The sequence below is a fragment of the Allobosea sp. GW821-FHT10B12 genome (assembly GCF_059415545.1).
Genome location: NZ_JBWKNL010000011.1, coordinates 64,990 through 91,630 on the forward strand (window position 1 = coordinate 64,990; position 26,641 = coordinate 91,630).

Sequence of the window (26,641 nt, forward strand, 5' to 3'; positions counted from 1 at the left end):
GATCCGTGCAGAAAGGCATGGGTCAATGCGAGCGACAGCGGCATCAGCGCGCCATGCCCCAGCGCCTGATCGTCGTCTTTTCGATCGCCGCGAAGACAAGGTTCTCGACGATGAGGCCAATCAGGATCACCAGCAGGAGGCCGGCGAAGACCTTGTCGGTGTAGAGCTCGTTGCGGTTCTGGAAGATGTACCAGCCGAGGCCGCCGCGGCCGGAGGAAGCGCCGAAGACGAGCTCGGCGGCGATCAGCGTGCGCCAGGCGAAGGCCCAGCCGATCTTGAGGCCGGACAGGATCGCCGGCAGCGCGGCCGGCACCAGGATGCCGAAGACATAACGCAGGCCGTTGAGCCCGTAATTGCGGCCGGCCATGCGCAGCGTCTCGGGCACGCCCTGGAAACCGGCGAAGGTGTTGAGCGCGACCGGCCAGAGCACCGAATGGATCAGCACGAAGATCAGGCTGCCCGAGCCCAGGCCGAACCAGAGCAGCGCCAGTGGCAGGAGCGCGATCGCCGGCAGCGGGTTGAACATCGCGGTCAGCGTCGAGAGCAGGTCGCGCCCGATCTGGGTCGAGATGGCGAGCGTGGTCAGCAGGAAGGCGAGGGTCAGCCCCGCCGCATAGCCCTGCGCCAGCACGACCAGGGAGAGCCGGGCGCGTTGGAGCAGTTCGCCGCTGGCCAGCCCCTCGACCAAGGCCTGGACCGTGGCGAGAAAGGTAGGCAGCAAGAGCTCGTTGTCCTGCCAGCGCGCCAGAGCCTCCCAGAGCAAGGCGAGCACGACGAGGATCAAGCCCTTGCGCAGCCAGCCCTGCCCGGCGAGCCGCTCGACCAGCGGACGCGGACGCTCAAGTGCCGTCGCGACGAAGGGCGGCAGCGGCTGGTCGTATTCCGGCCGGATCGGCGGCTGGGCGAGGCTCATCGTTGTGCCTCTCCCGCGCCGGCGTGCTCATGCTCGAACAGACGTTCGTGCAGGCGTCGGACGGCGGCCTGGAACGGGGCTCCGCCGGTGCTGGCAAGATCGAATTCGTGGCTGTTGAACTCTGCCCGCAGCCGGCCAGGATGGGCTGAGAGCACCGCGACCCGGTTGCCGACGATCAGCGCTTCCTCGATCGAATGGGTGACGAAGAGCAGGGTGAAGCGGGCCTCATCCCAGAGCGCCAGCAGCTCCTCCTGCATCCGGCGCCGGGTCAGTGCGTCAAGTGCGGCGAAGGGCTCGTCCATCAGGAGGATGCTGGGCTGCATCGCGAGCGCGCGGGCGATCGCGACCCGCTGCTTCATGCCGCCGGAGAGCTGATGCGGATAGCTGTCGGCGAATTTGGCGAGCCCGACCTTCTCGACATAGTGGCGCGCCCGCTCGAGGGCCTCGCGACGCGGCAGCGTGCGCGAGGCCGTCAGCGGGAATGCGACGTTCTGGAGGACGGTCTTCCAGGGCGGGAGCTGGTCGAATTCCTGGAAGACGACGATGCGGTCGGGGCCCGGTCCGACAACCGGCCGGCCGCCGAGCCTGATCTCGCCCTCGACCGGGGCGATGAAGCCGGCGACCGCCTTGAGCAGGGTCGACTTGCCGCAGCCGGACGGGCCGAGCAGCACGAAGCGGTCGGCCTCGTAGACGTCGAAGCCGACCTGGTGCGTGGCGCGCACGATCGTCTCGGCCGTACGGTATTCGAGGCTGACGCCGTCGACCTGCAGCAGCGGCGCGGGCAGGGCAGGTGCAGCCTGTCCTTCGCCGGCTGTCGTTATGGCTACGCGGGCGGGCAAAGGCAGCGGGCTGTCCTGCGGCCGTCTCTCGGCGACGAGCGTCATGCCGGCGCTCAGCTGCCCGCGGCGATGCGCGGATCGGTGAAGAAATAGTCCGTCAGCGCCTTGGGCTCGTTCTTGATCGCGCCGACGCGGTGCAGGAACTGGCCGAGGCCGAGCGTGTTCTGCGGCTCGACCTTGAAGGTCACCTCGGGGTTCTTGATGACCTGGAGCAGCAGTTTACGGTCGCCCTTGCCGCCATTGGCCTTGAGATAGATATCGGCCGCCTGCTCGGGATTGTTGGTGATGAACTTCGCGGCTTCGTCGAGCGCGTCGAGGAAGGCGCGATAGGTCTTCGGCGCCTCCTTGTAGAATTTCTCGGTGCCGTAGAGCACGGTCGACGAGGCCGGCCCGCCCTGGACGTCGTAGGATTTGAGCACGATGCGGGCGTTCGGGTTCTCGGCCAGCTCCTGCTCCTGGAAAGGCGGGTTGCCGAAATGGCCGGTGATCTCGGTGCCGCCCTTGATGATCGCGGCGGCGGCTTCGGGATGGGGCAGGGCGACGCTGATCTTGTCGAGCTTCGCAAATTCCTTGTCGCCCCAGAGCTTGGCCGAGGCCCATTGCAGGATGCGCGACTGCACGGAGACGCCGACGGCGGGCAGGGCGATCCTGTCCTTGTCGGTGAAGTCGGCGATCGTCTTCACATTGGGATTGTTGCTGACGAGGTAGTAGGGGAAGTTGCCGAGCGAGGCGACGCCCTTGACGTTCTGCTTGCCCTTGGTGCGGTCCCACAGCGTGAAGAGCGGGCCGACGCCGGCGCTGGCGATCTCGATCGAGCCGGAAAGCAGCGCGTCGTTCACAGCTGCTCCGCCGGAGAGCTGGGTGAACTCGACCTTGATGTCGACGCCGGCCGCCTTGCCGTGCTTCTCGATCAGCTTCTGCTCGGCCGCGACGTCGAGCAGCAGGTAGACGACGCCGAACTGCTTGGCGATGCGCAGCTGTCCCTCGGCGGCGGCAGTCGCCCCGGTGAAGCCGAAGGACAGCGCTGTACCGACCATCAAGGCCGCTGCCTGCCGCCGCGACAAAAGCTTGCTGGAAACCGGCATGGCGAAACTCCAAAAATGCTGAGCCGGCCCGGGCCGGGACGTGAATGAGCGATGTCGGAAGCTTGGGAGGCAGTTCCGTCCGCGTCAACGAGAATGTTCTTTTTGAAGAACGATCAAAGAGAGAGATTTGTTACCTGTCACGCCGCTGATGGAGATGATTACCCTTTCACCATCACTTTGTGTATCGTCTGCTCTGCGGAATATGAGGTCAGGCGAATTATTTTGGCGCAGTCGTTCTCTTTAAAAAACGCATCCTTGATGTGCTCGGCGCGATTGCGGCCGCGCCGAGTGATACCGGAGCCGCTCGCGATCTCGGCTTGCGAAGCATTCGCTGCTTGGGGGCTGTGAGCAGGCGCGCGACCTGCTCGACGTCGTAACCGGGCCCTGGGCCCGGTTCAGCGGAGGACAGTCGTTCATTCGCGGCAGGCGGCGCGATCCTCCCGGCGCGCAAGGCTCCTGCGTCTGCACGAAAATCATGGCGATTCCGGCAATCTCGCTCCGCCCGTCGATGATCCCGGCAGGACGATGGCCTCGCCGCAATCATCGGCGAGGCCGCCCTTATGTCAGTCAGAATCCGAGCTCAGCAGGATCGGCACTCGAACGGGCTGATCCGGGCCTGGCCCTGCAGGACGACGATCCGTTCCGCGACGCCATCCGGCTTGACGCGGATCACCCCGTCATCGGCGCATTCGTCGAGGAAGTAGGCGGGGAGCCCGGCACGAAGGGCCTTCTCGATCGATTGCTTGCGAAATTGCTTCAGCTTCTCGGTATCCATGGCGAAGCTCCGTTGCGCGATGCGGCGAGGGCCCCTTTCGAGTAGCGATTTGGGTAGTCCGGTGGCCTGTTCAAGCCCTGGCCGTCTTGACGAGGTCGTCATTGGCGTCACGGCAAGGCGATCTTCGGCGCCGATCGGTCTCCTGTGAACTGTCGCGCTCGGCTCAGCGCGGGTCGATCGGCGCGGTCGGCAGCGCAAGCTCGCGTTCGATCCAGGCGGCGAGCCTGAACAGGTCCGCTTCGCGCCGGCCATGCGACAGGATCTGAATCCCGATCGGCAGGCCCACCGGCGAAAAGCCGATCGGGATCGCGATTGCCGGAAGCCCGGTCAGCGACCAAATCGCGGTGATCGAAATCCAGTCGAGATAGTCCTGCATCGGCCGGCCTTCGATCTCGGTCGGGAACAGCGTTTCGGCAGGGAAGGGCAGGACCTGTGTTGCCGGGCAGATCAGGAAGTCGTGCTCGTCGAGAAGATCGACCGTGCGGCGGTAGAGCTCGCTGCGATAGCGATTGGCCGCGACGACCGCCGCTCCGGATTGATCGCGGCCGCGAACGAGATCGGCCAATACCGGCGCCGGGAATTGCTCGCGATGTTTGTCAAACAGCGGTTCCCAGGTCGCGAAGAATCCCTCGCCGCGCAGCGCCCGAAACGCGTCCATCGCTCCGGTCACCGAGGGAGCATCGCGATGGACGATGGTTCCGGCCTTTTCCAGCAGCACCGCGAAACGGTCCAGGGCATTCCGGATCGCCGGAGCAATGGGCAGTTCGCCGAGATCCGCGGACAGGGCGACCCGGGCCGGTCGCCTCGGATCCTGCGCGGCGGCGAGGAAGGGCGGCTCGTACGACGGGCTGGTCAGGAAGTCGCCGGGGTCGAAGCCGATCATCGCGTCGAAGAACAGCGCGAGATCGGCGACGTCGCGCGCCATCGGTCCTTCGACGGCGATAGTGTCGAACGGATCGGCGAGGCGCTTGCGCGGAACGCGGCCGGGGGTGGGGCGCAAGCCCGTGATGTTGCAGAAGGCCGCGGGGATCCGCAGGCTACCGCCATAGTCGTTGCCATGCGCCAGCCAGGCTTCGCCGGTCGCCAGCGCGACGGCCGCGCCACCTGAGGAGCCGCCGCAGGTGAGGCGGGTGTCGTAAGGGTTACGCGTCGTGCCGTGGACGCTGTTGGTGGTCTGGGCGCCGCCGAGCTCCGACAGGTTCGACTTGCCGAGCACGACCGCGCCATTGGCCTCCATCAAGGCGACGGTGCGGTCGGAAGTCTCGGAGATCCGGTCGCGGAAGATCGAGGTTCCGCCGGTGTTGCGCACGCCGCCGACGTCGTTGTTGTCCTTCACGACGATCGGGATGCCGCCCAGAATGCTGCTCTGGCCGGCGCGCCGTTGAATGTCCTGCTCCGCGGCCCGCGCCAGGGCCCGCTCGATGCAGAGCGTCGGTACGGCGTTGACCAGCGGCTCGACGACGGCGAGGCGCGCCTGCGCCGCCTGGACGAGCTCGACCGAGCTCACCTCGCCGGCCTGCAGCAGCGCGCGCACGCTCACCGCGCTGAGCGAGATCAGATCATTCGCCATGGAAGCTCCTGATGGGCTGGGGCGTACCGCAGGAGCGGCGAACGATGAGCTCCGGCGGCATCACGACAGTGCTGCCGGGGCCCAGACGCGTTCCGGCGATCCGCTGGGCAAGCATGTCGAAGGCTGCCTCGCCCATGGCTCGAACCGGCTGAACCATCGCTGTCAGGCGTGGCTGCACCGCATCGGCCCAGGGCAGGTCGTCGATGCCGACGAGCGATATGTCGTTGGGGCAGGCGAGGCCGCGATCGGCCAGGGCCTTCATCGCGCCGATGGTCATGAGGTTGTTGGTGGCGAGCACGGCCGTTGGCGGATCGTCCTGCGCCAGCAGATCGGAAAGCGCCTCGACCGCCGGCTGTTCCTGGAAGCCTGCATCGCGAACAAGTGCCGGATCGAAGGGGAGGCCATTGGCCAGCAGGGCCTCGCGATAGCCTTGCATGCGATCGGCTGCGGTCCTGAGAATCTCCGGTCCATTGATCAGGGCGATGCGCCTGTGTCTGCAGGCGATCAATTGGCTCGTCGCTTCGAAGCCCGCTTTGCGGTTGTCGAGGGTGACGGCATCGTAGCCGAGCCCGTCCATCGCCCGGTCGACCAGGACGATCGGCACTTCGAGCTGCGCGAGAAGCGAGGCGCGATGGATCGAGACCGCACCGGTCGGCGCCAGGATCAGCCCGTCGATCCGCTGGTTCCTGAGCATGCGCAGATGGGCTTCCTCCCGCTCGCTGCGCTCGCTCGAATTGCAGAGCAGCACGAGATAGCCGCGGGCGGCCGCGGCGTCCTCGATCGCCTCGAACAGGTCGGAGAAGAACGGGTTGGTGATGTCGGCGACGATCAGGCCGAGCAGCCCGCTCGAGCGCTTCCTGAGCGAGCGGGCGCCGGCATGCGGGGCATAGTTCAGCTTCGCCATGGCTGCGCGAACGCGGCCGAGCAGCTCCGGGCTGACACGCTCGGCATTGTTCAGGGCATTCGAGACGGTCGCCACCGACACGTCGGCCAAGCGAGCCACGTCACGGATCGTCGCCATGGGCCTCTCTGTGAAACGGTTCAAAATACTTCTAGAGGGCAAGCATTTTTGACGCAAGCTGCCGAAATGTGGGGCTTGCGGCTGTCTATAAGGTATGAGAGCTTGCGTTGAAACGTTTCAAAACGTGAACGCTGCTTGGGGAGGCTATCGTGCCGAAGCCGTGCTGCCGCCGGCGCGGAAGTGGGGGACGCGCATCGTGATGCCGTTCTTCCTGCGCCGCCTTGCCGCCACCGTGCCGGTCCTCGCCTTCGTCGCGCTCTTCGTCTTCTTCCTGCTGCGCCTGACCCCGGGCGATCCTGCGATCCTGATCGCCGGCGATCAGGCGACGACGGCGCAGATCGAGACCATTCGCGAGCAGCTCGGTCTCAACCGGCCCCTGATCGACCAGCTAGCCGCCTGGGCCAGTCAGATCGCGCGCGGCGATCTCGGGCGCTCGGTCTTCTCCGACATGCCGGTCACGCAACTGATCCGGATGCGGGCCGAGCCGACCGCCATGCTGGCGCTGGTTGCGATCGTGTTGGCGCTGGCGATCGCGCTGCCGCTCGGCACCATCGCCGCAGTGAAGGCGGGCAGCCGCTTCGACCGGGTGGTGATGGCTTTCGCGATGCTGGGTTTCTCGTCGCCGGTCTTCGTCGTCGCCTTCCTGCTCGTCTACGTCTTCGCACTGACACTCGGCTGGTTCCCGACGCAGGGCTATGTGCCGCTCGCCGAGGGGCTGCTGCCTTGCCTGCACAGCCTCGTCCTGCCCGGGACGGCACTGGCGATGCTCTATGCCGCGCTGCTGGCGAGGATCACCCGGGCGAGCCTGCTCGAGGTGCTGGCCGACGACTATGTCCGCACCGCCCGGGCCAAGGGCGTGGGGCCGCGCCGCATCGTCATTCGGCACGCCTTGAAGAACGCCGCCATCCCGATCGTCACCGTGGTCGGCGTCGGCATCGCCGCGCTGCTGGGCGGCGTCGTCGTCACCGAGACGGTCTTCAACATCCCCGGCCTCGGCCGGCTGACCACGGATGCGATCCTGCGCCGCGACTACCCCGTGGTGCAGGGGCTGATCCTGGTCTTCTCGGTCATCTATGTCGTCGTGAATTTCCTCGTCGATCTCAGCTACGCGCTGTTCGACCCGCGCATTCGCTATTGAGGCGAGCGATGGCGATGGTGGAAACCGAGCACTCGGGACCAGGCGCGGTGGCGCCGAACAAATCTGCGCTGGCGGTCTCGGCCTGGCGCTTCGTTCGGGCCAACCCGGTCATCCTTGCAGGGTTGTGCGTCGTGGCCTTCTTCGTGCTGGTCGCGCTGTTGGCACCGGTCCTGCTGGTCGATCCCGTGCGATTGAACCCGCTGCAGCGCTTGCGTCCGCCCAGTCTCGATCACCTGTTCGGCACCGACCAGGTCGGGCGCTCGACCTTCTCGCGCACTATGAACGGCGCTGCGATCTCGTTGACCGTCGGGGCGCTCGTCATGGCGGTCACGGTCGTCGTCGGCCTGCTGGTCGGGCTCGTCACCGGCTATGTCCGCTGGCTCGACGGCATCGTCATGCGGGTCATGGACGGGATCATGGCAATTCCCGGCATCCTGCTCGCCATCGCCCTGATGTCGCTGTTCGGCTCGAGCGTGACGAATGTCGTCATCGCGATCAGCGTGGCCGAGATCCCGCGCATGGTCCGGATCGTGCGCGCGTCCGTGCTGGTCGTGCGCGAGCACGCCTATGTCGAGGCAGCCACCGCCAGCGCGGTGCGGCTGCCGCGCATGCTCTTCGTCCACATCCTGCCCAATGCCGCGGCGCCGATCATCGTGCAGGCGACCTATGTCTTCGCCTCGGCGATGATCGTCGAATCGATCCTGTCCTTTCTCGGTGCCGGCACGCCGCCGACCATACCGAGCTGGGGCAACATGCTGGCCGAGGCCAGGCCCTTCATGCAGCGCGCGCCCTGGATGATCGCCTTTCCCGGGATCGCGCTCGCGCTGCTGGTGCTCACCGTCAACGTGCTTGGCGACGCCTTGCGCGACTCCATCGACCCGCGCCTCGCCCGCAAGCTCAGGAGCTGAGCCGGCCGGCAGGCGCTCGGGAGAATTCAAGAAGAACGCCGCCGCTCAGGCGGGCTGGGACAGGCTGCAATCAGGGAGGACAGGATGACGGGTTTCATCAGGCGAATGGCGCTCGGTTCGGCGGCACTGGCATTAACGCTGGCGGCGCTGCCGGCAGCGGCGCAGAGCGTGCTCAAGGTCAGGCCCTTCGGCGATCTGCGCACGCTCGATCCGATGACCACCTCGGACTACATGGTCCGCAACCATGGCTACATGGTCTACGACATGCTGTTCGCGCAGGATTCGGCCGGGCTGATCAAGCCGCAGATGGTCGCGAACTACACGACCTCGCCGGATGGTCTGACCTGGACCTTCGTGCTGCGCGACGGGCTGAAATTCCACGACAACCAGCCCGTCACGGCCGATGACGTCGTCGCCTCGCTGAAGCGCTGGGGCGAGCGCGACGGGCTCGGCCAGCAGCTCTTCGCCAACACGGCTTCGCTGAGCGCGACCGACGCCAGGACGGTGACGCTCGTCCTGAAGAATCGCTGGGGGCTGGTCCTTGAGGCGCTGGGCAAGCCGAGCTCGATGCTGCCGGTGATCATGCCGGCCCGCATCGCCGCGACGCCGTCCAGCCAGAACATCACCGATGCGACCGGGTCGGGGCCGTTCATGCTGGTCAAGGAGCAATGGTCGCCCGGCGCCAAGATCGTCTACGCCAAGGCCCCGATGTATCTCCCGCGCAGCGAGGAGCCGGACGGGCTCGCCGGCGGCAAGGTCGCAAAGGTCGATCGCGTCGAATGGCAGATCATGCCGGATGCGCAGACCGCCCTGAATGCCCTTCAGGCCGGGGAGATCGACATCTTCGAGGAGTTGCCGCCGGACATGATCCCGCTGGTCAAGGGCAATGCGCGCGTCAAGATCGCCAGGCTCTCGGCCCTGCAGGGCGTCTTCCGGATGAACCAGCTGCAGCCGCCCTTCAGCAATCCCAAGCTGCGCCAGGCGATCCTGCGCCTGGTCGATCAGGAGCTGACATTGCGCGCCTATGTCGACGACAAGGCGCTCTATGCCAATTGCCCCTCCGTCTACATGTGCGACTCGCCGTATTTCACCGATGCGGCCTGGCCGAAGCCGGATGCGGCGGCGGCCAAGAAGCTGATCGCCGAAAGCGGCTACAAGGGCGAGAAGATCGTGCTGCTCGACGCGACTGAAACGGCGCTCAGCCCGCACACGCTGGTGGTGGCGCAGATGATGCGCGACATCGGCCTCAACGTCGATTACCAGGCGATGGACTGGGGCACGCTGTCCAGCCGCCGCACCAGCAAGAATCCGGTCGAGCAGGGCGGCTGGTCGGCCTTCCTCTCCGGGCCGGCGGCGCCCGACATGTCGGAGCCGGTCGGCCATCTCGCGCTGCGCTCGAACTGCGACAAGGCCTGGTTCGGCTGGCCCTGCGACGAGACGATCGAGAAGCTGCGCGAATCCTTCACCTCCGCACCGGACCTGAATGGCCGCAAGGCGATCGCGCGCCAGATCCAGGAACGCGCCGTCGAGACCGTTCCTTACGTCCCGGTCGGCCAATTCTGGCTCGTCCGTGGCCATCAGGCGAACCTGGCCGGACTGCTCACCCCGGGCGTGCCGGTCTACTGGAACGTCAGCCGCGCGCGCTGAGTTAGCCCGCTCAAGGAAGCTGGGGCGCGACTCTCTCGACGCGCCCCGGTGGAGCATGCGAAGCTTGCCGCAAGGGGCGTGGCTGGGGCGCTCCTCCTCCATCCTGGTTTGCTCATGCGTCGCCGCTCCCTTCTGGTTGCTCTGGCAACATGCGGGCTCGTCATGCCCGCTCGTCTGGCCCGGTCGGCTGAGCCGGTCAGGCGGCTCTCGGTCATGGTCGGAGTACCGCTCGATCATCCGCTCGTGCGCACCAGGATCGTCGAATTCAAACAGTTGCTGGCCGAGCGGGGCTGGGTCGAGGGACGCAATCTGCGCGTGACCTGGCGCTTCTCGGGGCCGGGCGACGGTGACCTGGTCCGGGTCGCTGCTGAGGTGGTCCGCGACAGGCCCGATATCATCCTCGTCGGCTCCAGTGCCGAGACTGCCGCCGTCCTGGCCGAAACCCGGCAGATTCCCGTGCTGTTCTCTACGGCATCCGATCCTGTCGGCAGCGGCTTCGTGCGCACGCTCGAACGCCCGGACGGCAACACCACTGGCTTCAGCAACAACGCGCCCGCCATGGCGGAAAAATGGGTCGAGCTGCTGACCGAGCTCGCGCCCGCGACGCGCCGCATCGGCGTCGTCTTCAACCCGCACACGACGCCGGCTGCCGGCAAGACTTATCTGGCCAGCATGCAAGCCAGCGTTCCGGGTGAGGCGCTCGCCTTCGAGATCGTTCACGTGACCGATCCGGTCGCGATCGGGCGTGAGATCGCCCGGTTCGCCGCCGCGGGGGCGGGGGGCGGCCTGCTGTTCCTGCCGGACAGCTTCACATTCCGCCATGCTGCTGCCTGCACAGCCGCCGCCGGGCGGGAGGCGCTGCCGGCCATCTATCCGTTCGATACGTTCACTCTGCAGGGCGGATTGATGTCCTATACCGGTGCGCGGGAGGAAGCGGCCGGGCTGATGGCATCCTATGTCGATCTCATCCTGCGCGGCGCCAATGTCGCCGAGCTGCCGGTGCAGTTCTCGCGCAGCTTCGAGCTGGTCATCCATGAGGGCGCCGCCGCGGCCCTGGGATTGAGCTTGCCGCCATCGCTGCGCATCCGCGCGAACAGGATCATCTCGTGATCGAGCGCGGCGCGGGCGCAAGCAGCAGGGGACCGCATCCGCGCGGCGGCCTTGCCCGCAAATATGCGGTTTTCGTCGGCATCGCGATCTGCCTTGCCCTCGGGCTCAATGCGGCGATCACGACCTTCTCCGCCTTTTCGGACCAGAAGGCCCTCCTGGTGCGGGTCCAGCAGGAGCAGGCCCGGGCCGCGGCGCAGCGGATCGGCGCCTTTGTCGCCGAGATCATGGGGCATCTCGACTGGGCGGCCCAGAGCGGTGCCGGCAACAGCTCAGCCGAGGAGCGCCGTCTCGACGGCCTGCGGCTGCTGCGCCAGGTTCCTGCCATCCTCGAGCTGCGTCTGATCGACCCGGCGGGACGCGAACAGCTCCTGCTCTCGCGTTTCGCGAAGGACCGGACAGGCAGTGGCATCGACTGGTCGGCTGACCCCGGCGTTCTGGCCGCGCGCGCGCAAGGCAGCTTCTATGGAGATGTCGAGTTCCGGCGCGGCTCCGAGCCTCATATGGTGCTACTCAAGCGCTCGGCATCCGCGCCCAATTGGGTCGCGCAGGCCACCGTCAATCTCGTCTTCATTCGTGATCTGGTGTCCCGGCTCAAGGTTGGAGAGGCAGGCCGCGCCTATATCGTCACGCGGTCCGGGCGGCTGATCGCGCATCCTGATCTTCGCTTCGTCCTCCGCAACACCAACCTCGCCGACCTGGTGAATGCGCATCGAGCGGCGGGTGACCGGAACGCAGGACTTCTGGTGACGGATGTCGAGGGCCGAAGGGTCCTGTCCGTCATGGCTGCCGTTCCGGCTCTGGACTGGAATGTCGTGGTCGACCTCCCGGAGAGCGAGGCTTTCGCGCCGATCTACGCCTCGATCCAGCGCTCGCTGGCACTTCTCGCCATCACGCTGATTATCGCGGTCCTGGCCGGCATCGTGCTGAGCCGCAAGCTCGTCGCCCCGATCAAGGCCCTCGGCGCAGGCGCTGCTCGGATCGGCCAAGGGCAGCTCGATGAGCGGATCGATATCCGAACCGGCGATGAGCTGCAGGAGCTGGGGGAACAGTTCAACCTGATGGCCCAGCGTCTCGCGGAGAGCCGCACTGTTCTGGAGGACCGGGTCGCTGTGCGCACGGAGGCTTTGGCGAAGGCGCTCGAACTCGCCTCTGCCGGGCAGAAGGCGGCCGAGGAAGCGACGCGGGCGAAGTCTCGATTTCTCGCCGTGGTCGGACACGACATCCGCACCCCGCTTGCGGGTGTACTCGGCGTGCTGGAGCTGATCGACCGGGGCCGTCTGAGCCAGCGCGACCGCCGTCTTGTCGCCATGGCGGCTGCTTCGGGCGAGGCTTTGGTGGATCTGGCCAATGCGACCCTCGATCTGTCGCGGCTCGAGGCCGGGACCGAGGGGCTGGATCCGCGCGATTTCGAGCTGGGTGTCCTGCTTGGCGGTGCCGCGGCGCTGATGCGCCCTCAGGCGGAGCAGAAGGGGCTGGCCCTGACGCTGCGCCGGCCGCCCGATGGGCTGCGCCTTCACGGCGACGCCGGCAAGATCCACCGTATCCTGGTCAATCTGCTGCGCAACGCGATCAGCTTTACCGAGCGGGGGGAGGTCGAGCTCGGCGCCGAATTGCAATCTGCGCCGTCGGGGAAGGGCGGGGAGTTGACGCTGACGGTGCGCGACACCGGCATCGGCATCGATCCGGCGATGCAGGGCGCCATCTTCCGGGATTTCGTGCAGGTCGATCCGGAAACCGGTCGCCGCAATGGCGGCGTCGGGCTCGGTCTGGCGATCTGCAACAAGCTGGCGGAGCTGATGGGCGGCTCGATCTCGGTCGTCAGCGCCAGTGGGCAGGGCAGCACCTTTTCGGTCAGGTTGCCGGTCGCTGCGGCGAAGGCTGCAGCGCAGTCGGGCAAGATGGCGATCGGGCAGCTGCAACGGATTCTCGTGGTCGACGATGATCCTGTGACGCGAGAGGTCGCCCGGCTCATGGTCGGCAAGGCCGGCCACAAGGTGCAGGCCGTGCCTTCGGGTGAGGCGGCCCTGAAGACACTGCGCAAGAGCGCCTTCGACCTCGTTCTGCTCGACATGCACATGAGCGGGATCGACGGCATCGAAACTGCTTTGGCGATCCGCGCCTTGCCCGGCATCGCGCTGCCGCGGATCGTGGCGCTGACGGCCGATGTCTCCCCGGAGACGATGCGGCGGATGCGGGCGGCGGGGCTGACGACGATCCTGTCCAAGCCGATCACCTCCGTCGCCCTCCTGCAGGTGATCGGGCGTGGTCGTAGCGGTCCGAGGCCGGCCTCGACTCTGTCGTCCGACCAGCCGGTCGACCTGGTCTTCTTTCAGGCCCAGAGTCGCCTGATCGGGGAGGGACGCACACGGCAGCTCGTCTCTCTGTTCACGAGCGTGTCGGAGGCGATCCTGAAGGGGATGCAGGCGGCGTTGGCGGCGCCTGATCGGGCCGAGCTCGGGCGGTTGGCGCACCAGCTCGCCAGTTCAGCTGGAGCCGTCGGCTTCGGCCGGGTCTTCGCGCTGGCCTCCGCGCTGGAACGCAATGCGGTCGGCGCCGAGCCTGCGTCGCTTGCGTTGGCGATCGAGGCGCTCGACCAGGCCCGTAGCGAGGCTTTCGCAGCCCTCGCCAGGCTGGAGCAGGCGCCGGTCGCCGTGGCCGCGCCCTAGACGTCCCGTTCGGCGGGCACGCCGAGCTTGTAGCCGATCCCGCCGACGGTCACGATCAGCCCCGGTGCTCCGGCATCGCGCAGCTTTTTCCGCAAGCGGGCGATCAACGCATCCACGCTGCGCGCGTCGACATTGGTGTTGCGATTGCTGACGACCTCGATCAGGTAGTCGCGGGTCAGGGGGTGGCTGTCGCTCTCGACGAGCGCTGCGAGCAGGTCGAACTCCCCGCGCGTCAGGCGGATGGGTTCTCCGTTGATCGTCGCGAGCTCGCGGCGCAGCAGGTCGATATGGAACGGGCCGAAGGTGGCGGTGGTGTTGCGGCGTGCCGTGTCGCGCTCGATTCTGCGCCGGCGCAGCAATGAACGGGTCCTGGCGAGGAGGTCGCGCAGGTCGACGGGCTTGCTGACATAGTGGTCGCCGGCGAGTTCGAGGCCGACGATCCGGTCGGTGTCGGCGTCGCGGTGCGTCACGAAGATGATGCCGGCGTCCGAGAACGATTGCAGCTCGCGGGCCAGGTCGAACCCATCCCCGTCGGGCAGGACGACGTCGATGAAGACCAGCTCCGGCTTGAAGCTGCGGACGGCGCGCTTCGCCTGCGCGATGGTCTCCGCTTCCTCGACGTGGAAGCCTTGATCCGTGAAGTACCCCGCAATCACCGCGCGGGTGACGGGATCGTCCTCCACGATGACGAGCCGCTCGCGAGGTGTCGCATTCATCAGCTCTGGTTTCCTGGCCAGCCGGGCCCGCATCCATGGGCCTTCCGGGATTCCGGCTGAGCGGACGATCCAACAGGGATCGATGGACTGCAAGCGGCTACAGGTCCGATTGTTGACGGTTGTTCACCGAACCATCGGGCCGCGGGCTCTTTTGCGCGGGCGCGGCCGCTCCTATCGCAGCGGCGGGGCGTATTGCAGCCCGCCCTTGGTCCAAAGGTTGTTCGTCCCGCGCGGAATGCCGAGGGGCGAGTTCGGACCGAGCGAGCGCTCATAGCTCTCGCCGTAGTTCCCGACCTGCTTGACGATTCTGTAGGCCCAGTCGTTGGACAGGCCGAGGCCTTCGCCAAGCTTGCCGTCTACGCCGAGGAAACGCTTGATCTCTGGATTGTCCGACTTGAGCTGCTGGTCGACATTGGCCGCGGTCAGGCCCAATTCCTCGGCGTTGACCATCGCGTAATGGGTCCATCTGACGATGTTCGCCCAGGCTTCGTCACCGCGGCGCACCGCCGGGCCAAGCGGCTCCTTCGAGATCAGCTCGGGCAGGACGACGAAGTCCTGCGGGTTCGCCACCTTCAGCCTGTAGGCGTAGAGCGCCGAGGCATCGGTGGTGAAGGCGTCGCAGCGTCCGGCTTCGAAGGCCTTGATCGCCTCGTCGCCGGAGGCGAAGGAGACCGGGTCGTATTTCAGCCCGTTCTTCTGGAAGAAATCGGCGATGTTGAGCTCGGTGGTGGTGCCGCCCTGGACGCAGATCGTGGCGCTGTTCAGATCCTTGGCCGATTTGACGCCGAGCGCCTTCTTCACCATCAGGGCCTGCCCGTCGAAATAGGTGATCGGCGAGAAGGAGAGGCCGAGCGAGGAATCCCGCGACAGCGTCCAGGTTGCCTGCCGGGACAGGACGTCGACCTCGCCCGACTGGACCGCAGCGAAGCGATCCTTCGGGTTCAGCGGGACATATTTGACCTTGGCCGGATCACCGAAGATCGCCGCCGCGACCGCCTTGCAGAGATCGACGTCGAGCCCGTTCCATTGACCCTGCCCATCGGGCAGGGAGAAGCCGGGCACGCCCGGGCTCGTTCCGCAGATCAGCTGGCCACGCGACTTCACCGTGTCCAGCGTCGCGGCTCCGGCCGACGTCAACGGAATCGCGATGCTCAATGCGCCCAGCGCGGCCCATGCCAATCTCATAGCCTTTCCTCCCAATTATTTTTAGGTCATTAAACTAGCCTATATTCCGTTCATGATTGGGTCAATCGGAGGGCCTTGCAGTTTTGACATGACGGCTATGGTCGTGAGGAGAAGGTGGTCTGAAGCCGGTGTCATGAACGGTTCCCTTCAGCTCTTGCCACTGTGGAGGCCTTCCTGCCGCCTCGACAAGGGGAAGGGTGGCTGCTATAGGCCATAAAACTAGCTGATAAGCTAAATGGGAGAGGCTTCGCTTGGGCAAGATGCTGCTTCACTGGTCGCCGCGATCGCCTTTCGTCCGCAAGGTGATGGTCGCTGCGCATGAGCTCGGTCTGGTCGACCGGCTGACGCTGCGGCGAACGGTGGCTGCGATGACGGCGCCCAATCCGGACCTGCTGCCCGACAATCCGCTGAGCAAGATTCCGACGCTGGTGCTCGATGACGGCACCGTCCTGATCGATTCCGGCGTGATCTGCGAGTATCTCGACTCGCTCGCGGGAGGAGGGCTCATCATCCCGGTCGCTGGTCCGGAGCGCTTCCGGGAGCTGAGCCGGCATGCTCTGGCGACTGGCCTCCTCGACGTCATGATCCTTTGGCGCAACGAGTGCGGGAAGCCGCGCGAGGCGCAGACCGCAGCGTGGCTGACGGCCTTCGAGACCAAATACCTGGCTGCGCTCGCGCGTCTGGAACGCGAAGCCGGTCCGGTCGCCCCTGGCCCGCTCGGACTGTCCTGGATCGCGCTCGGCTGCTGCCTGTCCTATCTCGATTTCCGCTTCGCCGACCTCGACTGGCGGGCAGGGCGCCCGGCGCTCGCTGCCTGGCACGAGGAATTTCGCAAGCGTCCTTCCGCCATCGCAACCGAGATCGTCGACGATGTCTGACGCTGGCCACTCCCGACAGGGCCCCCTGAGCCATGTCCGGGTGCTCGACCTCAGCCGGATCATGGCCGGGCCCTGGGCGACCCAGATCCTCGCCGATCTCGGCGCCGATGTGATCAAGGTCGAGCGCCCGGATGTCGGCGACGATACACGCTCCTGGGGCCCACCCTTCCTGAAGGACAAGCAGGGACAACCGACGCGCGAGGCCGGATATTACCTCTCGGTCAACCGCGGCAAGCGCTCGATCACGCTCGATATCGCGACGGAGGAGGGCCAGGAAGCAATCCGCCGCCTCGCCGCGGTCAGCGACATCGTCGTCGAGAACTACAAGGTCGGCGCTCTCAAGCGCTACGGGCTCGACTACGACGCGTTGAAGGTGGTCAATCCGCGCCTGATCTACGCTTCGGTGACCGGCTTCGGGCAGAGTGGACCGCGCCGGGAGGCTGCCGCCTACGACTTCGCAATCCAGGCGATGGGCGGCCTGATGAGCATCACCGGCGAGCGTGACGGCATGCCCGGCGCCGGGCCGCAGAAGGTCGGCGTCCCGATCGTCGACATCATGACCGGCATGTACACGACCATCGGCGTGCTGGCGGCGCTGGCGCGGCGCAGCGAGACGGGGCAGGGCGACTATATTGATCTTGCCATGCTCGATGTGCAGACGGCCTTTCTGGCCAATCAGGCGATGAATTGGCTGCTCTCGGGCAAGCCCCCGGCGCGCGGCGGCAATCGCCACCCCAACATCCAGCCGCAGGACGTTTTTCCCTGCGCCGACGGCTCGATTGTCCTGGCCGTGGGGAACGACGGCCAGTTCGCCAAGCTCGCCGCCATCCTGGGGCAGCCCGGCTGGGCGAACGACGAGCGTTTCGCCACCAATCCGGCGCGCGTCCGCAATCACGCTGCGCTCGACCCGATGCTGCGCACGGCGCTGGCGAGCCGCAATCGCGATGACCTGATCGCGGCACTCGACGCAGCCGGCGTGCCCTGCGCGCCGATCAATACCGTGCCTGAGGTCTTTGACGATCCCCAGGTCAAGCATCGCGGCCTGTTGCGGGAGCTGCCGCATCCCAGCGCCGGACAGGTTCCGCAGGTGGTCAGCCCGCTGAACTTCCGCAACGAACCGCTCGCCTTCGACCGGGCGCCGCCGCTGCTCGGTCAGCACACCGACGAGATCCTGCAGGAGATCGGGCTGGCCTGAGGCCGGCCCTTGGAGATCAGCATGGCCCGCCTTCACCTCCCGACACCCGACGAACTGAGCGACGAGCAGCGCAAGGTCTATGACGAGGTCGTCTCGGGCCCGCGTGGCCGGCTCGTCGGGCCGCTGCGCGCGGTCATCCACAGCCCCGAGCTGGCGACGCGCTGGTCGCGCATGGGCGAGTTCCTGCGCTATTCGACCTCGCTCCCGGCAAAGCTGAACGAGCTCGCGATCATCGTCGTGGGCCGCTACTGGAACAGTCAGCTCGAATTCCACATCCATGCCGAGGCGGCGCGCGCGGCCGGGCTCGATCCCGCCTGCATCGAGGCGATCCGGCTCGGCGAGAGCCCCGTTTTCGCGGCGGCGGCCGAGGTCGAGATCTACGATTACGCCCGGCTGCTGCTGCAGACCGGGCGCCTTCCCGATGCGGTTCATGCGGCCGTCGTGGCGCGCTGGGGCGAGCGCGGAGCGGTCGAGCTGACCGGAGTCATCGGCTACTACACCATGGTGTCGCTGACGTTGAACGCGCATGAGATCCCGCTGCCCGATGGCGCACAGCCGCCATTGCCGGTCGAAGGAGCTGGCCCGACCATGCTGCCGGCGTCGCGACAGGCGAAGAGCGCGGTGCAGGCGGGATGAGCGAAACCACGACACCGCGGTCGCATCGTGCGCCGGGCTGGGCGCTACCTGACGGCGCCAGCGACTGCCATGCCCATGTCTTCGGCCCCTACGATGCCTTTCCGGTATCCCATGCGATGCACTATGTGCCGCCGCTGGCTCCGGCGGCGGCGCATCGTGACATGCTCCACGGGGTCGGCCTCACTTGCGGCGTCCTGGTCCAGCCCGGCGCCTATGGCAGCGATCCAGCTGCGATCGTCGCTGCGACGGGCCGATCGGGCGGGCAGATCAGGGGCGTGGCGGCGGCCGACGCCGGTGTGACCGACGCTCAGCTCGACGACTGGCACGAGCTCGGCGTGCGCGGCCTGCGCTTCAACGACATGACGGTGCCGGGTGGCACCGGGCGCTTTCCGGGTGCCGTCGGCACCGATGCGCTGATGGAGCTGGCGCCTCGGCTGAGCGCACGCGGTTGGCATGCCGAGGTTTGGGCGAGCATCGATCAGCATGTCGCGCTGCTGCCGCTCTATCGCGCAACCGGTCTTCCCGTGGCGCTCGATCACATGGCCGGCCTCGCCGTCGCGCGCGGTGTCGACGACCCTGCCTTCCGGGCGATCCTGGCCGCGCTCCGCGAGGGCTGGCTCTGGGTCAAGCTCGTGCTCTGCCGCTGCTCGCAGGCATTTCCCGACTACGTCGACTTGCGCCCGTTTCATGACGCGCTGATCGACGCCAATCCGGAGCGAATGGTCTGGGGCTCGGATTGGCCGCACTTGCGCCTCGCCGACAAGGCGCCCGATATCGGCCATCTGCTCGATCTGTTCCGGGACTGGGTTCCGGGCGAAGCGCTCCGGCAGCGCATTCTCGTGGACAATCCCCGCGCGCTCTACGGCTTCTGAGCCGGCGCGGACGAAGGAGGCCGACATGACCGACAGCTATGAGTGCTTCAAGGTTGAGATCGCCGACTACGTCGCGACGGTGACGCTCGATCGAGCACCCGTGAACGCCCAGAATCGCCGGTTCCGAGAGGAGATCGTCGCCATCTTCGACCGGCTGAACGATAGTGCCGAGGTCCGGGCCATCGTGCTGACCGGCGCTGGCAAAGCGTTCTCGGCCGGCGCCGATCTCAAGGAGCGACCGGGCCTTGCAGACGAAGCCGGAGCCTATCCGCGCCATAACCGGCTGGTGCGCGCTTCCTTCGACGCCGTGATGGAATGCGGCAAGCCGGTGATCGCCGCCGTCAATGGCGCCGCGATCGGCGCCGGCTGCGTGCTGGCGCTGTGCTGCGACATCATTCTCGTGGCGGAGGAGGGCTTCTTCGCCATGACCGAGGTCGATGTCGGCCTCGCTGGCGGCGTCAGCCATATCCGCCGCTTCTTCCGCGAATCCGACGCCCGCATGCTGATCTACACGGCGCGGCGGATCCACGGGCCCGACCTCTACCGGATGGGCGTCGCTTCGGCCTGCATGCCGGCAGCGGAATTGCTCGGCTTCGCACAGGACATGGCGCGCGATATCGCGAGCAAGAGCCCGCTCGCCGTCCAGGCCGCCAAGCGCTCGTTCAACGTGACCGAAGGGCTGGCGCTGCGCGATGCCTATCGCTTCGAGCAGTCGCAGACCGTCGCGCTGGCGCAGACCGAGGACACGAAGGAGGCGCAGCGCGCTTTCGCCGAGAAGCGCAAGCCGGTCTTCACCGGGCGCTGATCGCTGCTCGCTGGCGGTCGCGTCACTTCAGCTTGACGTCGAACCGGACCACGTCGCCCCGGTAGAGGCCCTTCGCGCTGAGGACCAGCACGCCGCGCTGGTCGACGGCCTGGCGATGCACGAAGGCGACCGGCGCATCGAGCGAGATCGTCAGGGCCTCGGCGGTTTCGACATCGGCGGTGCCGACGGTCAGCGTCTGGCGTGCGTCGGCGATCTCGACGCCGGGCACCTCCGAGATCAGGCGCAGCGCTGTCTTCGATTCGAGGTCGTGCTGCGAAATCCGCTCGCGCAGGGATTCGTCGATATGCAGGTCCGCCAGCAGGAAGGGCTGGCCGTGCCGCCAATGCCGGCGGCGGACTTCGCGATAGGCTGGCGCGAGTTCGCCGATCTGTCCTTCGAACGGGTGCAGGACCCGGTCCGGTACGTCGCGCAGGATCTCGATCGTGGCGCTGTAGCTCGGCCGCAGCAGGCCGGACCAGTCCGTGCCGACCTCGCACCACAGATCCTCGGTGGGCCGCTTGCGGACGAAGGTGCCTCTGGCGCGGTAGCGCTCGATCAGCTGCTCCGCCTCGAGCAGGTCGAGTGCCTGGCGGATCGTTGCGCGCGCAACGCCGCATTCGACGGCGAGATCGTCGACCGTCGGTATCTGGCCGCCGACCGGCCACTGACCGGCTTCGATCCTCCGGCGGAACAGGGTCGCGAGCTGATTGTAACGGGAGACCCCGGTGCGTCTGAAATCCAGCGGCTTCGCTGCGGCGCGGCTGACGGTCATGCGGCTCCCTTCGCCGGCGTGACTGCCCGGCTAGCCAGATAAGTTAGCTCATACTCCCGCCGAATGTAAGCCCGGTGACCGGGTTTCGGTCATAAAACATAATCAACTAGCTTATTGCCCTTTATGCCTCGAATGCGCATGATCGGGCCCGCCATGGCGTCTGGCGGCCTTGGCTGATTGGAAGGGTAGATTGGAATGTCTGGCACGATCGACATCACCGGGCGGGATCTCGACCCCGCGACGATCGTACGGATCGCGCGCCAGGGCGCGAAAGTCGCGCTCAGCGCCGAGGCCCTCAGCCGGATCGAGGCCTCGCGCAAGGTCGTCGACGACATCGTGCGTCGCGGCGAGAAGGTCTATGGCGTCACCAGCAGCGTCGGCGCCAAGACCGGGGTCATGCTCGCGCCCGAGCGGGTGGCCGAGTTCAACCGGCGCCTGCTGCTCACCCACAATATGGGACACGGGCCGCTCGCCTCGCATGAGGCGGTGAGGGCGATGATGGCCGTGCTGCTGAACGGGATGGCCAGCGGCTATCTCGGTGTCCGGCGCGTGCTCGCCGACCGGCTCGTCGATGCCCTCAACACGAACCGCCAGATTCCGGTGCATCTCTGGGGCTCGATGGGCGAGAGCGACATGTCGCCGATCTCCGATCTCGCCCTCGAGCTCTACCGCGACCACGATTTCGCGGCCGGCGAGGCGCTCGCTCTGCTGAATTCGAGTGCGCTCTCGCTGGGCATGGGCGCGATGGCGTTCCATGACCTGTCACGGGTGCTGGACTTCGCCACCCTGGTCGGGGCGCTCAGCATGGAAGGCTTCGCGGCGAACCCGTCGGTGGTGTCGGAAGCCGCCTTGGCGTCGCGCCCGTTCGACGGCGTGCTGAGCCACGGCGGCGCGATCCGGCACTATCTCGCCGGCAGCTACATCACGAAGCCGGGCGGTCCTCGCCACCTGCAGGATCCGCTGAGCTTCCGCTCGCTGCCGCTGATCCACGGCACCGCCGCCGACAGCCTCGCTTTCGCCGGCCGGCAGCTCGCGATCGAATTGCGCGCGAGCCAGAACAATCCGATCGTCTCAGTCGAACGGGGCGAGCTGGTCTCAGTCGCCAATTTCGACATGGTCGCCCTGGCGATGGCGCTCGACGTCGCGCGGCTCGCTCTGTCGCCGGTGGTGACGAGCTCGACCGAGCGCCTCGCCAAGCAGGCCGATTCCTTCTGGTCGGGCCTGAGTGTCGGCCTGATCGAGGAGGACGGGGTCGGACTGCCCGGCTTCAATGGCCTTGCGCAGTTCCACAAATCGATCACCTCGGAAGCGCGCCTGCTGGCGGCGCCGGTCGTGGGTGAGCTCGCGAGTTCGAGCCACTCGAACGGTAATCTCGACCGCGCCAGCATGGCAGGCCTCGCCGCCCGCCGTGCCGGCGATCTTGCGACGCTGTGCCGCTCGATCTTTGCGATGGAGCTGCTCGTCGCCGCACAGGCGGTCGAGATGCGCAAGGTCTCGCCGCTGGGTGCGGTCACGGTCCGGCTCTTCGCCTTGGTGCGCGAGGCCGTGCCCTATGCCGGGCCGGGGCAGCGCGTGCCCCACATCAAGGCGCTACTCGACCATCTCGACGCGCAGGCGGCGCGCATCGATCGGCTGATGGCGCCGGCACGGGAGAGTTGATCCACCTGGGCGGGACCGACCTGCCCGACCGGGAGCGGGCCGATTCAATACAATAGAAAAAGGGGAGACGACCATGACATCATTGCGCTTTCGAAGTCTTGCCGCCGCGTTCGGGCTGCTCGCTCTGAGCCTCGGTGGTGCCGCCGCCCAGAGCTATCCGACCAAGCCGGTCAGGATGATCGTGCCATTCGCGCCGGGCGGACGTGTTGAGGCGGTCGCCAGGCTGATCGCCGATGCGCTGAGCAAGGATCTCGGCCAGCCCTTCCTGGTCGAAAGCCGGCCCGGTGCGGGCGGAGCGATCGGCGCCGATTTCGTCGCCAAGGCCCAGCCCGACGGCCATACCTTGCTGCTTTCCTCGGCCGGCGTGCTGGCGATCCTGCCGAATGTCGACAAGAAGCTGCCCTATGACTCCGTCAAGGACTTCACGCCCGTCGCCCGGCTGATCGAGGGCTTCACCTTTATTGGCGCCTATCCCGGCCTGCCGGTGAAGTCGATCGCAGAGATGGTCGCGCTGGCCAAGCAGAAGCCGAACACGCTCGGCTATGCCTCCAGCGGCATCGGTACCTACAGCCATCTTGCGGGCGAACTGGTCGCCATCGCCTCGGGCGCGCCGATCAAGCACATCCCCTATCGCGGCAGCGGGCCGGCTTTGAACGACATCGTCGCGGGGCACGTGCCGCTGATGATCGGCGGCGAGCTCGGCGACCTCGCCAAGGCCGGCAAGATCCGCATCCTGGCGACCACCAACGAGAAGCGCTCGCCCGAATTCCCGGATGTGCCGACCATGAAGGAGAGCGGCTTTCCTCAGTTCGTCGCGCATTCCTGGGTCGGGCTGGTCGGTCCGGCCAAGCTGCCGTCGGCGATATCCGACAAGCTGAACGTGACGCTCGCCCGTGTCATGGCCGATCCGGCGACGCAGGAGAAGCTGCGCGGGCTCGGCGGCGAGCCGGCCTATCTCCCGGCAGCCCCGTTCGGCAAGATCATCGCGGACGATATCGCCATCTATGCCGAGATCATCGCCAAGGCCGGGCTGAAGTTCGAGTAGGCTGCCTCACTCGGCGAGCGTCAGGCCCGTGCCGGCTCCGGCCGGTACGGCGACCTCGCCCCGCTCCAGGCTCAGGCCCGAGAAGCGGTCGTCGTTCAGGAGTGCCATCTCCGAGAACTCGTGCGGGAAGCGCGGCGCCGGCAGGCTCGCCGCCAGCTGCACGGTGTGGGCGTGGATGATGCTCGAGCCGAACACGGCGCCGAAGCGGAAGCCGAGATTGGCGGCGCGGCAGATCGCGACCGCCTGCGCCGTCCGGCTCGGGCCGCCATGGTTGAGGATGCGCAGATTGATCGATTCGACATGGCCGGCCTCGGCGATCCTCAGGATCGAGGGCAGGTCCTGCGCGCTCTCATCGGCTTCGACCGGAACATCGAGCGCCTTCGCGACGGCGATGAAGCTCTTGAAATCGGCGGCGGCCGTCGGCTGCTCGACGAGTTCAAGTCCGAAACGGGCCATGGCGTTGATCGCCTTCACCGCCGCCTTCGGCGTGTAGGATTCATTGGCGTCGATCATCAGCGCGATCTCGGTGCCGACCGCATTCCTCACCGCGCGGACGCGGTCGAGATCGAGCTGCGGCTCGCCTGAGACCTTGACCTTCAGATGCTGGAAGCCGGCGGCGACCAGCCCCTCGGCGACCTCAGCCATGCGCTCCGGCGATTTCAGCGGAATGATCCGCGTATTGGCAAAGCGGTCCTGGCGCTTGCCGCCATAGAGATCGTGCAGCGGCACGCCGAGCGCCCGGGCCCTCAAGTCGAGCAGGGCGCATTCGATCCCGGCCTTCACCGGCAGGGCGCCGTGCAGGCGCCGGTCGAGCCGGTCCATGATCGCACCGATCGCGGTCTCGTCCTGTCCGACCAGACCGTCGCAGAGATAGTCGAAGCTGGCTTTCACCACCTCCAATGGCTCGGTCCAGGGTGGCATGGCGCGAACATAGCCGTGCCCTTCGACACCTTGCTCGTCGCTGACGATCACGGCGAAGCCCCGGATGCGCGTGAGCGGCCCCTGCGCGAAGCGCCATTCGGGATCCGACAGCGTCTGGTCGATGGCGACCGTCCTGACTGTGCTGATGGCCATCGAGATTCCCGAGCTGCGATTATCGGTCCAGCTGACCCTATCACACCGAGCTTGTCATCAGGTCGATAGTATATAAAACTGACCTAATGACATAAAGCGCCGGTCAAGGCGTTGGTCATGCGGCGGGAGGCGGAATGCAGGACCAGGATCAGGCTCCCCCGACGGGGCCGGCAGAGCTCGTTGCCGACGATCAGGCGGTGCGCGCGACCGGCGATATCCTCGCCGGCCTGCTGTTTGCGGCTCTGGGCATCGCCGCGCTTCTCATGGGCCGCGCCTATCCGGTCGGCAGTTCGCTGGATATGGGGCCCGGCTACCTGCCGCGCGTCGTCGCGGGTGCCCTGGTGCTCACCGGCCTCGTCGTGACGGTCAGGGGCATGCGGCTGCGCGCCTTTCGCTGGCCTGCCTTCCCGCTGCGCGCGATGGGCTGGATCGCCGCCGCGATCCTGCTCTTCGCCGGCCTGGTCGAGCGGGCCGGCCTGTTCGTCGCCTGCCTCGTCTGCATCCTGGTGGCGGCGCTTGGAGATCCGCAGCCGCGCTGGCGCGAGGTGCCGGTGGTTGCCGTGCTGTTCGCCGGCCTCTGCGCGCTGCTGTTCGGCTATCTGCTGAGGCTTCCGGTCCGGGTCTGGCCGCTGTGAGCGAGATCATCTCATCGCTCGGCGTCGGGCTGACGGTCGCCGCGACGCCGATCAACCTCTGGTACTGCTTCCTCGGCGCCTTGGTCGGCACGCTGATCGGTGTGCTGCCCGGGCTCGGGCCGATCGCCACCATGGCGATGCTGCTGCCGCTGACCTATTACCTCGAGCCGACCGGGGCGCTGATCATGCTCGCCGGCATCTACTACGGCGCGCAATATGGCGGCTCGACCACGGCGATCCTGATGCGGCTGCCGGGCGAATCCTCCTCGGTCGTCACCTGCCTCGACGGCTACGAGATGGCGCGCCAGGGCAGGGCAGGCGCGGCGCTGGCTGCCGCGGCTCTCTCGTCCTTCCTCGCCGGCACGGTCACGACCCTGCTGATCGCCTTCTTCAGCCCGGCGCTGACCGCCGTGGCGCAGCGCTTCGGCCCGGCGGAGTATTTCTGCCTGATGGTTCTCGGGCTGATCGCGGCGATCGTGTTCGCGCAGGGCTCGCTGCTGAAATCCTTCGGCATGATCCTTGTCGGATTGCTGCTCGGCCTCGTCGGCGCCGACGTCAACACCGGCCTCGACCGCTTCACTTTCGGCGTCGCCGAATTGCGCGACGGCATCGGCATCGCCGCCCTCTCGATGGGCATGTTCGGCATCGCCGAGATCGTACTCAACCTGGCGCGGCCGGAGCAGGGCGGCGAGCGCGCCCAGGCCGTGTCGACGCTGCGGCTGACCGCAGCTGACTTCCGGGCGGCCTGGCCGGCAGCCTTGCGCGGCACCGGCATCGGCGCGCTGCTCGGGATCCTGCCGGGCGGCAGCGCCATGATGGCCTCCTTTGCCTCCTATTCGACCGAGAAGAAGCTGTCCTCGTCGCCCGAGCGCTTCGGCCACGGTGCGATCGAGGGCGTCGCGGGCCCCGAAGCCGCCAACAATGCCGGCGCCCAGGCCTCCTTCATCCCGATGCTCGCTCTGGGCATCCCGAGCAATTCCGTGATGGCGATGATGGCCGGCGCGATGCTGATCCACGGCATCGCGCCGAGCCCGAACCTTGCTTCCGTCCAGCCCGGGCTGTTCTGGGGGCTGATCGCCTCGATGTGGCTCGGCAATCTGATGCTGCTCGTCATCAACCTGCCCCTGATCGGCCTCTGGGTCCGGCTGCTGCAGGTGCCTTACCGGCTGATGTTCCCGGCGATCCTGCTGTTCTGCTGCATCGGCATCTATTCGGTGAACTACAGCCCCTTCGAGGTTGCGCTCCTTGCCCTGTTCGGAGTGCTCGGCATCGTCCTTTCGCTGCTGGATTGCCCGCTGGCGCCGCTCGTCCTCGCCTTCATCCTCGGCCCGGCCATGGAGGAAAACCTGCGCCGCGCCATGCTGCTTTCGAACGGCAGCGTCGACATCTTCGCCAGTCCCGTCTGCATCGCCTTGCTCGTGATGGCGGCAGCGCTGCTGGCGATGATCCTGCTGCCCTCGTTCCGGCGCGTCAGGGCGGTGGCAGCAGAGGCTTAGC

At 67.0% G+C, this 26,641-nt stretch carries 24 protein-coding genes; 14 read left to right on the plus strand and 10 right to left on the minus strand.

Annotated elements, in window-relative coordinates:
- Positions 1–43: 43 nt before the first annotated feature.
- From AC07O0_RS26670 to AC07O0_RS26695, 6 genes are all read right to left on the minus strand, one after another.
- Positions 44–913 carry an ABC transporter permease gene (locus tag AC07O0_RS26670; protein WP_494627298.1) on the minus strand — a complete coding sequence of 290 codons (870 nt, stop codon included), beginning with the start codon at positions 911–913 and terminating at the stop codon, positions 44–46.
- Positions 910–1,797 (minus strand): ABC transporter ATP-binding protein, encoded by an 888-nt coding sequence (locus tag AC07O0_RS26675; RefSeq protein WP_494627299.1) that lies wholly within the window; start codon positions 1,795–1,797, stop codon positions 910–912. Before AC07O0_RS26675 ends, AC07O0_RS26670 begins: the two co-directional genes overlap by 4 nt.
- Before the next feature lie 8 nt (positions 1,798–1,805).
- Positions 1,806–2,837: an ABC transporter substrate-binding protein gene (locus tag AC07O0_RS26680; RefSeq protein WP_494627301.1), complete on the minus strand. Its 1,032-nt coding sequence runs from the start codon at positions 2,835–2,837 to the stop codon at positions 1,806–1,808.
- A gap of 580 nt (positions 2,838–3,417) precedes the next feature.
- Positions 3,418–3,612 carry a hypothetical protein gene (locus tag AC07O0_RS26685; RefSeq protein WP_494627303.1) on the minus strand — a complete coding sequence of 65 codons (195 nt, stop codon included), beginning with the start codon at positions 3,610–3,612 and terminating at the stop codon, positions 3,418–3,420.
- 163 nt (positions 3,613–3,775) lie between these two features.
- A complete protein-coding gene (locus AC07O0_RS26690; RefSeq protein WP_494627305.1) occupies positions 3,776–5,182 on the minus strand; it encodes an amidase in 1,407 nt (468 codons plus the stop codon).
- Positions 5,172–6,203 carry a LacI family DNA-binding transcriptional regulator gene (locus AC07O0_RS26695; protein ID WP_494627307.1) on the minus strand — a complete coding sequence of 344 codons (1,032 nt, stop codon included), beginning with the start codon at positions 6,201–6,203 and terminating at the stop codon, positions 5,172–5,174. Before AC07O0_RS26695 ends, AC07O0_RS26690 begins: the two co-directional genes overlap by 11 nt.
- 196 nt (positions 6,204–6,399) lie before the next feature.
- On the opposite strand from AC07O0_RS26695, the gene AC07O0_RS26700 reads away from it, so the two are divergent.
- The 5 genes from AC07O0_RS26700 to AC07O0_RS26720 all read left to right on the plus strand — a co-directional run bounded on the left by AC07O0_RS26700 (position 6,400) and on the right by AC07O0_RS26720 (position 13,672).
- Positions 6,400–7,341, plus strand: coding sequence for an ABC transporter permease (locus AC07O0_RS26700; protein WP_494627404.1), 942 nt, complete (start codon positions 6,400–6,402; stop codon positions 7,339–7,341).
- 8 nt (positions 7,342–7,349) lie between these two features.
- Positions 7,350–8,249, plus strand: coding sequence for an ABC transporter permease (locus AC07O0_RS26705; RefSeq protein WP_494627309.1), 900 nt, complete (start codon positions 7,350–7,352; stop codon positions 8,247–8,249).
- An 84-nt stretch (positions 8,250–8,333) separates the two neighbouring features.
- Complete coding sequence (locus AC07O0_RS26710) at positions 8,334–9,896, plus strand: ABC transporter substrate-binding protein (RefSeq protein WP_494627311.1); 1,563 nt, start codon at positions 8,334–8,336, stop codon at positions 9,894–9,896.
- A gap of 48 nt (positions 9,897–9,944) precedes the next feature.
- Entirely contained in the window at positions 9,945–11,006 is a 1,062-nt protein-coding gene (locus AC07O0_RS26715) for an ABC transporter substrate-binding protein (protein ID WP_494627313.1), read from the plus strand.
- Positions 11,003–13,672: an ATP-binding protein gene (locus tag AC07O0_RS26720; RefSeq protein WP_494627315.1), complete on the plus strand. Its 2,670-nt coding sequence runs from the start codon at positions 11,003–11,005 to the stop codon at positions 13,670–13,672. The genes AC07O0_RS26715 and AC07O0_RS26720 overlap by 4 nt, the downstream gene beginning before the upstream one ends.
- On the opposite strand, the gene AC07O0_RS26725 is transcribed toward AC07O0_RS26720, so the two are convergent.
- Both AC07O0_RS26725 and AC07O0_RS26730 read right to left on the minus strand, forming a co-directional pair.
- Complete coding sequence (locus AC07O0_RS26725) at positions 13,669–14,421, minus strand: response regulator (RefSeq protein WP_494627317.1); 753 nt, start codon at positions 14,419–14,421, stop codon at positions 13,669–13,671. The two genes, AC07O0_RS26720 and AC07O0_RS26725, sit on opposite strands and share 4 nt — an antisense overlap.
- A 138-nt stretch (positions 14,422–14,559) precedes the next feature.
- Positions 14,560–15,573 (minus strand): amino acid ABC transporter substrate-binding protein, encoded by a 1,014-nt coding sequence (locus AC07O0_RS26730; RefSeq protein ID WP_494627319.1) that lies wholly within the window; start codon positions 15,571–15,573, stop codon positions 14,560–14,562.
- Between the two features lie 260 nt (positions 15,574–15,833).
- Here AC07O0_RS26730 and AC07O0_RS26735 point away from each other — a divergent pair, with 260 nt between their 5' ends.
- The 5 genes from AC07O0_RS26735 to AC07O0_RS26755 are packed head-to-tail and all read left to right on the plus strand — an operon-like array spanning position 15,834 to position 19,959.
- The gene (locus AC07O0_RS26735; protein WP_494627406.1) at positions 15,834–16,451 is read left to right on the plus strand and encodes a glutathione S-transferase family protein; all 618 of its coding nucleotides are present in this window, start codon (positions 15,834–15,836) and stop codon (positions 16,449–16,451) included.
- Entirely contained in the window at positions 16,444–17,646 is a 1,203-nt protein-coding gene (locus AC07O0_RS26740; protein WP_494627320.1) for a CaiB/BaiF CoA transferase family protein, read from the plus strand. Before AC07O0_RS26735 ends, AC07O0_RS26740 begins: the two co-directional genes overlap by 8 nt.
- Before the next feature lie 21 nt (positions 17,647–17,667).
- Positions 17,668–18,282 carry a carboxymuconolactone decarboxylase family protein gene (locus AC07O0_RS26745; protein ID WP_494627322.1) on the plus strand — a complete coding sequence of 205 codons (615 nt, stop codon included), beginning with the start codon at positions 17,668–17,670 and terminating at the stop codon, positions 18,280–18,282.
- Positions 18,279–19,154 (plus strand): amidohydrolase family protein, encoded by an 876-nt coding sequence (locus tag AC07O0_RS26750; RefSeq protein ID WP_494627324.1) that lies wholly within the window; start codon positions 18,279–18,281, stop codon positions 19,152–19,154. The genes AC07O0_RS26745 and AC07O0_RS26750 overlap by 4 nt, the downstream gene beginning before the upstream one ends.
- Before the next feature lie 25 nt (positions 19,155–19,179).
- Entirely contained in the window at positions 19,180–19,959 is a 780-nt protein-coding gene (locus AC07O0_RS26755; protein WP_494627326.1) for an enoyl-CoA hydratase/isomerase family protein, read from the plus strand.
- 22 nt (positions 19,960–19,981) lie between these two features.
- Here the strand turns inward: AC07O0_RS26755 and AC07O0_RS26760 are convergent, their stop codons facing one another.
- Positions 19,982–20,731, minus strand: a complete 750-nt coding sequence (locus AC07O0_RS26760) for a GntR family transcriptional regulator (RefSeq protein ID WP_494627328.1) — start codon at positions 20,729–20,731, stop codon at positions 19,982–19,984.
- Positions 20,732–20,926: 195 nt separating this feature from the next.
- On the opposite strand from AC07O0_RS26760, the gene AC07O0_RS26765 reads away from it, so the two are divergent.
- Together AC07O0_RS26765 and AC07O0_RS26770 are read left to right on the plus strand one after the other, a co-directional pair.
- Positions 20,927–22,390 (plus strand): aromatic amino acid lyase, encoded by a 1,464-nt coding sequence (locus AC07O0_RS26765; protein ID WP_494627330.1) that lies wholly within the window; start codon positions 20,927–20,929, stop codon positions 22,388–22,390.
- A 73-nt stretch (positions 22,391–22,463) separates the two neighbouring features.
- Positions 22,464–23,435 (plus strand): Bug family tripartite tricarboxylate transporter substrate binding protein, encoded by a 972-nt coding sequence (locus AC07O0_RS26770; RefSeq protein WP_494627332.1) that lies wholly within the window; start codon positions 22,464–22,466, stop codon positions 23,433–23,435.
- Between the two features lie 6 nt (positions 23,436–23,441).
- On the opposite strand, the gene AC07O0_RS26775 is transcribed toward AC07O0_RS26770, so the two are convergent.
- A complete protein-coding gene (locus AC07O0_RS26775; RefSeq protein ID WP_494627334.1) occupies positions 23,442–24,509 on the minus strand; it encodes a mandelate racemase/muconate lactonizing enzyme family protein in 1,068 nt (355 codons plus the stop codon).
- A gap of 134 nt (positions 24,510–24,643) precedes the next feature.
- Between AC07O0_RS26775 and AC07O0_RS26780 the strand changes: the two genes are divergently transcribed.
- Positions 24,644–25,144, plus strand: a complete 501-nt coding sequence (locus tag AC07O0_RS26780; protein WP_494627336.1) for a tripartite tricarboxylate transporter TctB family protein — start codon at positions 24,644–24,646, stop codon at positions 25,142–25,144.
- Positions 25,141–26,640: a tripartite tricarboxylate transporter permease gene (locus AC07O0_RS26785; protein WP_494627337.1), complete on the plus strand. Its 1,500-nt coding sequence runs from the start codon at positions 25,141–25,143 to the stop codon at positions 26,638–26,640. The genes AC07O0_RS26780 and AC07O0_RS26785 overlap by 4 nt, the downstream gene beginning before the upstream one ends.
- Position 26,641 lies beyond the last annotated feature (1 nt).

What these genes read in the sequence shown, in the direction of transcription:
- AC07O0_RS26670 (WP_494627298.1), bottom strand. Translation starts at nt 913, where the DNA reads ATGAGCCTCGCCCAGCCGCCGATCCGGCCGGAATACGACCAGCCGCTG.
- AC07O0_RS26675 (WP_494627299.1), bottom strand. Translation starts at nt 1,797, where the DNA reads ATGACGCTCGTCGCCGAGAGACGGCCGCAGGACAGCCCGCTGCCTTTG.
- AC07O0_RS26680 (WP_494627301.1), bottom strand. Translation starts at nt 2,837, where the DNA reads ATGCCGGTTTCCAGCAAGCTTTTGTCGCGGCGGCAGGCAGCGGCCTTG.
- AC07O0_RS26685 (WP_494627303.1), bottom strand. Translation starts at nt 3,612, where the DNA reads ATGGATACCGAGAAGCTGAAGCAATTTCGCAAGCAATCGATCGAGAAG.
- AC07O0_RS26690 (WP_494627305.1), bottom strand. Translation starts at nt 5,182, where the DNA reads ATGGCGAATGATCTGATCTCGCTCAGCGCGGTGAGCGTGCGCGCGCTG.
- AC07O0_RS26695 (WP_494627307.1), bottom strand. Translation starts at nt 6,203, where the DNA reads ATGGCGACGATCCGTGACGTGGCTCGCTTGGCCGACGTGTCGGTGGCG.
- AC07O0_RS26705 (WP_494627309.1), top strand. Translation starts at nt 7,350, where the DNA reads ATGGCGATGGTGGAAACCGAGCACTCGGGACCAGGCGCGGTGGCGCCG.
- AC07O0_RS26710 (WP_494627311.1), top strand. Translation starts at nt 8,334, where the DNA reads ATGACGGGTTTCATCAGGCGAATGGCGCTCGGTTCGGCGGCACTGGCA.
- AC07O0_RS26725 (WP_494627317.1), bottom strand. Translation starts at nt 14,421, where the DNA reads ATGCGGGCCCGGCTGGCCAGGAAACCAGAGCTGATGAATGCGACACCT.
- AC07O0_RS26730 (WP_494627319.1), bottom strand. Translation starts at nt 15,573, where the DNA reads ATGAGATTGGCATGGGCCGCGCTGGGCGCATTGAGCATCGCGATTCCG.
- AC07O0_RS26735 (WP_494627406.1), top strand. Translation starts at nt 15,834, where the DNA reads ATGCTGCTTCACTGGTCGCCGCGATCGCCTTTCGTCCGCAAGGTGATG.
- AC07O0_RS26740 (WP_494627320.1), top strand. Translation starts at nt 16,444, where the DNA reads ATGTCTGACGCTGGCCACTCCCGACAGGGCCCCCTGAGCCATGTCCGG.
- AC07O0_RS26745 (WP_494627322.1), top strand. Translation starts at nt 17,668, where the DNA reads ATGGCCCGCCTTCACCTCCCGACACCCGACGAACTGAGCGACGAGCAG.
- AC07O0_RS26750 (WP_494627324.1), top strand. Translation starts at nt 18,279, where the DNA reads ATGAGCGAAACCACGACACCGCGGTCGCATCGTGCGCCGGGCTGGGCG.
- AC07O0_RS26755 (WP_494627326.1), top strand. Translation starts at nt 19,180, where the DNA reads ATGACCGACAGCTATGAGTGCTTCAAGGTTGAGATCGCCGACTACGTC.
- AC07O0_RS26760 (WP_494627328.1), bottom strand. Translation starts at nt 20,731, where the DNA reads ATGACCGTCAGCCGCGCCGCAGCGAAGCCGCTGGATTTCAGACGCACC.
- AC07O0_RS26765 (WP_494627330.1), top strand. Translation starts at nt 20,927, where the DNA reads ATGTCTGGCACGATCGACATCACCGGGCGGGATCTCGACCCCGCGACG.
- AC07O0_RS26770 (WP_494627332.1), top strand. Translation starts at nt 22,464, where the DNA reads ATGACATCATTGCGCTTTCGAAGTCTTGCCGCCGCGTTCGGGCTGCTC.
- AC07O0_RS26775 (WP_494627334.1), bottom strand. Translation starts at nt 24,509, where the DNA reads ATGGCCATCAGCACAGTCAGGACGGTCGCCATCGACCAGACGCTGTCG.
- AC07O0_RS26780 (WP_494627336.1), top strand. Translation starts at nt 24,644, where the DNA reads ATGCAGGACCAGGATCAGGCTCCCCCGACGGGGCCGGCAGAGCTCGTT.